This is a genomic window from Pseudomonas sp. SDO5532_S415 (assembly GCF_054071155.1).
This window is the reverse complement of sequence record NZ_JBSVWS010000011.1, coordinates 67,263-74,092: the sequence shown is the minus strand read 5'-3', so window position 1 is coordinate 74,092 and position 6,830 is coordinate 67,263. Positions and strand designations below refer to the sequence as shown.

Sequence of the window (6,830 nt, the reverse complement as noted above, 5' to 3'; positions counted from 1 at the left end):
GAAGCCGCACACATCGAGAGGAGGTGCAGCGAAGCAAACCGGAGGCGATGCCCCCTGATGGACACCGTAGCGAGGGAACGCCGAGCCTCAGCGAGGTGCCGTACGCCGGGGCGAAGCCTTTTGCTTACTTTTCGGCGTTTGGAAAAGTGAGTCGCTGTAAGAGCGAAACCGCCAGCCGCCGTTACCGCAGGAATGGATATGTACACAAAAAAATACGTCGCCTAACCCGCAGCCTTCGCGAGCAAGTCGAATCATCGCACCGCCGTTCCCACAGGGTTCAGTTTTTACCCGGATCGGGGAGGGTGGTCGTGTCAGCTATTGCTTTCAACGTGCCACGCTTTTGCGTACTGCGCCACGTCGCCGGCGGCATGCCGAACTGGCTGATGAACCAGCGCGTGAAAGAGCTGGCCATGGAGTAGCCGAGCATGTCGGCGATGCGGCCCAGCGAGTAGTTCGGGTTTTCCAGATACCGCAGCACCAGATCGCGCCGCACGTCGTTGATCAGGTCATTGAAGGCGCAGCCATCGTCTTTGAGGCGACGTTGCAGGGTCCGCACATTCATGCCCTGGGTCTGGGCGATTTGCTCGATGGTGGCGCGTCCCATGGGCAGCAGCAGGTAAATGGCTTTGCGCACCTCGAACAGCGTCGAGGGCCCTTCATGGCTTTGTAGCGAATCCAGATAGCGCTGGGCGTAACGCGCCATCGCCGGGTCGGCATGGGGGTTGGCGATGTCGAGGCTGGCATCGGGGCAGACAATGCCATTGAACTCGCTGCCGAACTCCAGATTGCAGCCGAACAGGCGCCGATGCAGTTGCAGATTGTCGGGAGGCTGGTGCGTGAAATTCACGCTGTAGGGCTGCCAGTGCGCACCGAGCAGCGCGGCGCACAGCCGGAACATCACGCCGATGGCCAGTTCATTGGCTTGCCGGCAGGGCATGGGCGAGTCGGTCACCACTTCCTCGCGAATGATCACCATCTTGCCGGCTTCTTCGATGAAGATCGCCAGCGATTCGTTCATCAGGTGCCGGTAGTGCACCAGCACCTGCAACGCATCACGCAACGTGCGCTGGTGAGTCAGCAGCAGGCTGACGACGCCGAAATCCGAGAGCTGCCGCGATTCGGCCATGCTCAGGCCGAAGCTCTGGCAACCGCTGGCGACAGACGACTCTTCCAGCAGGCGAACCGCCGCATCGATCGGAATCCGATGCTCGGGCGCTTGCAGACGGGCCTTGCTCAGGCCGACGCCCGCCAGCACATCGTGTGGGTTGAACCCCAGGTAATGAGCAACATCCAGGTAGTTGGTCAAGACAGCGGCGCGAACGAGCTTAGGCATGCAGAGGCGTTCCTGCAGGGGTTCCGATGGAAACGAGCGCGGCCGAATATAGCCAGCGCGTCAGAAAGTGAACAGGTTACAACGCCACGTTAGCAGCTTCCGCGCGACCACCTGGCAGCTCAAGTAAAGCTGTCATCAAAAGAAAAGTCACTGTCGTCAAATGAAAAGCGCAGCCCACCCCGTCTCTTTAATGTCAGTCCTACAAAAAGATTCTGGCGAAACAGCCAGGCGAGTCACTGAGAAGCCGAGGGTATCCAAGTGGACAAACTGCAAACTGCCGCCACCGTTCTGATCGTACCGGGACTGCGTGAGCATGTTGCCGAACATTGGCAAACACTGCTTGAAGCCCGTTTGAGCAAGGTTCGCAGCGTTCCACCACTTGAGACCGACAAGCTCGACTGCACTGCCCGAGTACGGGCGATCCAGCAGGAGCTGGAGCAAATTGACGGCCCCGTGATCCTCGTCGCCCACAGTGCCGGCGTTCTGATGGTGGCGCACTGGGCTGCTCGCTACAGTCGCCCGATCAAGGGCGCACTGTTGGCCGCGCCGCCGGACCTGGCGGCCCAATGGCCGCAAGGTTACCCAAGCCCGCAAACCCTTCGCGACCACGGCTGGACCCCTCTGCCGCAAGGAGCGTTACCCTTTCGCAGCCTCGTCGCTGCCAGCACCGACGATCACCTCGCCAGCTTCGACGCGGCTTCGCGCCTGGCCCGGGACTGGGAGGCGGAGCTGGTCAACCTCGGTGCCGTCGGCCACCTCAATCCGGCGTCGGGCTACGGCCCGTGGCCCCAGGCAGAAGCACTCATTCTGGACCTGGATCGCTAGATTCAATCACCCGTCAATCGTCCTCACGCCTCAAAGGCACTGGCTCTCCCACCAAGAGTCAGCGGGGACCACTGCGCTTAAAACAAATACAAAAAGGCGGAGACAACGCAATGCACAACAATAAGAGTCACGGCCACACACGCCCTTCGCATCGCAGCCTGCTGGCCCTGGCCATCCTGGCGGCTTCCATGCCGGCCGCCCAAGCGATGGAGCTGGACACCGGCAATCCGGACTGGTCCGTGCGCTTCGACAACACCGTGAAGTACAACTACGGCGTTCGCACCGAAAGTGCCGACAAACGCATGCTCGGCACGCCGAACAACAACGACGGCGACTACAACTTCCGCAAGGCCGGGACCAACATCACCAACCGTGTCGACCTGTTGACCGAGATGGATGTGGTTTACCAGCAAAGCATGGGTTTTCGCGTCAGCGCCGCCAGCTGGTACGACAAGGCCTATGAAAACACCGGCTCCAATTCCAACCCGTTCGTCAACGGCAACGGCGGCACGTCGGGCCTGGTCGCCAACGACCCACGGCTTGCGCCCGTCACTCGCGACAATGTCGGCTTTGGCAGTCCGCACCTGAGCAACTATGCCCAGCGTTATTACACCGGTCCCTCCGGAGAAATCCTCGACGCCTTCGTGTTCTACAGCACCGAAGTGGGCGAAGAGTCGATGTTCAGCATCAAGGCCGGGCAGCACAACGTGTTCTGGGGTGAAACCATCCTCAACCCGGTGCATTCGATGAGCTACGGCCAATCCGGGCTGGACCTGGCCAAGCTGGCGGCATCGCCGGGTACCGAAGCCAAGGAACTGTTCGTGCCGCGCAATCAGGTGTCGATGTCGTTCACCCTCAACCCTGAGTTGACCGTGGGTGCCCAGTACTTCCTGGATTGGGATGAAGCACGCCTGCCTGAAGCGGGCACTTACTATGGCGGTTCCGATCTGGTGGGCACCGGTGCGCAGTCGTTCCTGCTGGGCAACACCAACTCCATCACCCCCGGCAGCCCGCTCGGGTGTGGCCTGGCCCCTTGCAACGCGTTGACCAACGTGCGACGTGGCAACGACCTGGAACCGGACCATCACGGCGATTGGGGGGTCATGGCCAAGTGGGCACCCGCCTGGCTGGACGGCACGCTCGGTCTCTACTACCGCCAGACTTCCGACATCCTGCCCCAGGCCTGGCTCGACGCCAGAGGCTTGAGTTCGGCCAACCCCAACGGCACGCCGCCGGCGGGGCAGGTGCCTGCCGTGGTCAACACGCTGAACTCGCTGAGCACCGCCACCTATCAACTGGCCTATTCCGACAAGATCGACATCTTCGGCATCAGCCTGTCCAAGGATGTCGGTGGCATCAGCGTCGGCAGTGACCTGAACATCCGCCACAACATGCCGCTGGCGAGCATTCCGGCCATCGTCAGCACCACCAGCCCGCTGGGGCTCGGTCAGGGTCTTGGCCTGTTGCCGCCACGCACGGCAGCCACCGGCGTGATCTACGACACCCCGCAAGATGGCGACAGCATGAGCGCCACCGGCGACACCCTGCACTGGACAATCAACGGTCTGATGACCCTGCCCAAGACCCCGGTGTTCGATTCGGCCGTGCTGCTCACCGAGTTGTACTACAGCAACCTGCTCAAGCTCGATAGCAAGAACGAAGCGCTCTACAAGGGCAAAAGCAGCTATCGCGGTATCGACGCGCCGACCCGTGACAACTGGGGCATCGCGGTCAACTTCACCCCGACCTGGTACCAGGTGTTCCCGGGCGTGGACATGAATATGCCGATGTCGGTCAACGTTGGCCTCGACGGTGTGTCACCGGTGTCGGGCGGCGGTGCGAAAGACACCGGCAACTATGCGATCGGCGTCGGTGCCGTCGTTTACAACAAGTACTTCGTCGACCTCAAGTACGTGGACGCCTTCGGCAAGGCTGACAAGTGCAACGTCAGCGGTAACAGCACTGGTGCGGCAAACGCCGGCAGTGGCGACGGCTCCACGCCGAACGCCTTCAGCGGTAACGAAAACTATGCGTGCTACGCCGGTGGCTATTCAGCCTTCTCGGGCGGCGGCGCGACCACCGAAGACCGTGGCGCGCTGTACCTGACGCTGAAAACCACCTTTTGATTCACCCAATGCTTAGTCACTAAGCAGGAGTTAGAAACCATGAAATTCGTGCAAACCCTGTTGGCCGCCTCGCTGGCCATGGCCATGGCCGCCCAGGCCCAAGCCGCCGTATCGACTCAGGAAGCCGGCAAGCTCGGCAGCAGCCTGACCCTGGTGGGCGCCGAAAAAGCCGCCAGCGCCGATGGCTCCATTCCGGCCTATTCCGGTGGCCTGACCACCGCCCCGGCCAGCTTCAAGGCCGGCGACAGCATGCGTCCGGACCCGTTTGCCAGCGAAAAACCGCTGCTGGTGATCAATGGCAAAAACGTTGACCAGTACAAGACCATGCTCTCGGCCACCACCGTCGAACTGGCCAAGCGTTTCCCCACCTTCCGTGTCGATGTCTACCCGACCCACCGCACCGTGGCATTGCCGCAGACGGTGCTGGACAACAGCGTGAAAAACGCCACCGGCGCCAAGTCGCTGGAAGGTGGCCTGGCCATCGATAACGTGTTGCCAGGCGTGCCGTTCCCGATTCCGCAATCGGGCAGCGAGGCGATGTGGAACTTCCTGCTGCGTTACCAGGGGGTCAACATCAACTCCAAGTACGACTCCTGGAACGTCGACTCGGCCGGTGTGCCAAGCCTTGCGACCACCGGGCAGGCGTTCATCACTTACCCGATCTACGAAAACATGGCGCAGACGATCAGCAGCGCCGATGTGTACTACCAGATGAAGCTGTATTACACCGGTCCCGCACGCCGGGCCGGCGAGTCGATCATGCTCAAGGACGCCGCCAACCCGCTGGAACAGCCACGCCGCGCGTGGCAGTACCTGCCGGGGCAACGTCGGGTCAAACTGGCGCCGAACCTGGCCTACGACACGCCTAACCCGGGCACTGCCGGCGCGGGCACCTATGACGATGTGTTCGTGTTCAACGGCGCGCTGGATCGCTACGACTGGAAACTGGTCGGCAAGCAGGAAATGATCGTGCCGTACAACACTTACAAGCTGACCTACGCCCAGGACCCGAAAAGCCTGACCACCGCCAACCACATCGCGCCGGACTTCGTGCGCTGGGAGAAACACCGCGTCTGGGTGGTGGAGGGCAACCTCAAGGCCGGCGCGCGTCACGTCTACCAGAAGCGTCGTTTCTACCTGGATGAAGACAGCTGGGCGGCACTGGCTTCCGATCAGTACGACGCTCGTGGTCAGCTCTACCGTGGTTCCTTTGCCTTCCTCAGCCAGAGCTATGACAAGCAGGTACCGGATTCCACGCCTTTCATGATCTACGACCTGGTCGGCGGCTCCTACAACATCAACGGTGTGGTGGGTCCTTACGGCGGCATCCGCTACATCGACTCGCTGTCCAAGGCGCAGTGGTCGCCGGAGTCCCTGGCGGGCGCCGGTATCCGCTAAGCATCGGGTTTCAACGCCGGGCTGCACTGCGTGCACCCGGCGCCGTTTTTTCAAGGGGACGTCGTATGTGTTCGTTCAAGAAGTGTGTGCCGCTGCTGTTGGGCGCCGCGCTGGCTCTGTTGCATGGATTCGCTCAGGCTGCCGCCTACGTTGACGTGCTCGATCTGCCCGCCACCCCCAGTACCCTGGCCGTGCGCAGCCCATTGCTGGACACGACCCGTGCCGGCGAGCGACTGGTTGCCGTGGGGCAGCGTGGCCACATTCTTTATTCCGATGACGCCGGCCAGCAATGGCAGCAAGCCGCCGTGCCGGTCAGTGCCGACCTCAATGCCGTGTACTTCCCTTCGCCGATGAAGGGCTGGGCGGTCGGCAACGACGGCGTGGTGTTGCACAGCAGCGATGCCGGCGCGACCTGGCAAAAGCAACTGGATGGCCGCCAGATCGGTGCCTTGCTGGTCAAGCATTATGCCGCATTGGCCCAGGCCGAGCCGGGCAACGAGCAATGGCCGCTGCTGGTCGCCGAAGGTCAGCGGCTGACCGAGGAGGGCGCCGACAAGCCACTGCTGGATGTCTGGTTCGCCAATGACAACCTGGGTTACGTGGTGGGTGTGTTCAACCTGATCCTGCGCACCGAAGACGGTGGCAAACACTGGACGCCGTTCCAGGACCGTACCGACAACCCGCAGGGCTTTCACCTCAACGCCATCTCCGCCACGGGCGACGGGCTGTACATCGCCGGCGAGCAAGGGCTGCTACTGAAATGGAATGACGCCCGGCAACACTTCATGGCGTTGCAGACACCCTATCAGGGCAGCTTTTTCGGGGTGATCGGCAAGCCCGGCGAAGTGCTGGTCTACGGCTTGCGTGGGCATGTGCTGCGCAGCACCGATGGCGGTATCAACTGGACGCTGCTCAACAGCGGCCTGCAGGTCAGCATCACGGCCGCCACGCTGGGTGAAGACGGTCACTTCCGGCTGTTCACCCAGGCCGGGCACCTGTTGCTCAGCCCGGATCACGGGACGCAGTTGCAGTTGCTCGCCCAGCAGAATCAGTCACCCGTGGCCGGTGCCGTCCAGGCCGCCGACGGCGCGTTGATTGTGGTGGGCAGTCGTGGCGCACGCGTGCTTTCCAAAGAATAAAAACAGTTA

5 protein-coding genes are annotated in these 6,830 nt (G+C 62.0%); 4 read left to right on the top strand and 1 reads right to left on the bottom strand.

Annotated features, from left to right (window positions below; translation table 11 throughout):
• Positions 1-277: 277 nt before the first annotated feature.
• Positions 278-1,333, bottom strand: a complete 1,056-nt coding sequence (locus ACW9HW_RS05930) for an AraC family transcriptional regulator (RefSeq protein ID WP_095194271.1) — start codon at positions 1,331-1,333, stop codon at positions 278-280.
• Between the two features lie 258 nt (positions 1,334-1,591).
• Here ACW9HW_RS05930 and ACW9HW_RS05925 point away from each other — a divergent pair, with 258 nt between their 5' ends.
• The 4 genes from ACW9HW_RS05925 (at position 1,592) to ACW9HW_RS05910 (ending at position 6,821) form a co-directional block, all read left to right on the top strand.
• Positions 1,592-2,158 carry an RBBP9/YdeN family alpha/beta hydrolase gene (locus ACW9HW_RS05925; protein ID WP_095194272.1) on the top strand — a complete coding sequence of 189 codons (567 nt, stop codon included), beginning with the start codon at positions 1,592-1,594 and terminating at the stop codon, positions 2,156-2,158.
• A gap of 110 nt (positions 2,159-2,268) precedes the next feature.
• Positions 2,269-4,284 (top strand): DUF1302 domain-containing protein, encoded by a 2,016-nt coding sequence (locus ACW9HW_RS05920; RefSeq protein ID WP_457398895.1) that lies wholly within the window; start codon positions 2,269-2,271, stop codon positions 4,282-4,284.
• Between the two features lie 39 nt (positions 4,285-4,323).
• Positions 4,324-5,682, top strand: a complete 1,359-nt coding sequence (locus tag ACW9HW_RS05915; protein WP_095194274.1) for a DUF1329 domain-containing protein — start codon at positions 4,324-4,326, stop codon at positions 5,680-5,682.
• 65 nt (positions 5,683-5,747) lie between these two features.
• Positions 5,748-6,821: a WD40/YVTN/BNR-like repeat-containing protein gene (locus ACW9HW_RS05910; RefSeq protein WP_095194275.1), complete on the top strand. Its 1,074-nt coding sequence runs from the start codon at positions 5,748-5,750 to the stop codon at positions 6,819-6,821.
• Positions 6,822-6,830 lie beyond the last annotated feature (9 nt).

Excerpts from the sequence above, each read along its gene's own strand:
- ACW9HW_RS05930 (WP_095194271.1), bottom strand. The coding sequence starts at position 1,333 with ATGCCTAAGCTCGTTCGCGCCGCTGTCTTGACCAACTACCTGGATGTT.
- ACW9HW_RS05920 (WP_457398895.1), top strand. The coding sequence starts at position 2,269 with ATGCACAACAATAAGAGTCACGGCCACACACGCCCTTCGCATCGCAGC.
- ACW9HW_RS05915 (WP_095194274.1), top strand. The coding sequence starts at position 4,324 with ATGAAATTCGTGCAAACCCTGTTGGCCGCCTCGCTGGCCATGGCCATG.
- ACW9HW_RS05910 (WP_095194275.1), top strand. The coding sequence starts at position 5,748 with ATGTGTTCGTTCAAGAAGTGTGTGCCGCTGCTGTTGGGCGCCGCGCTG.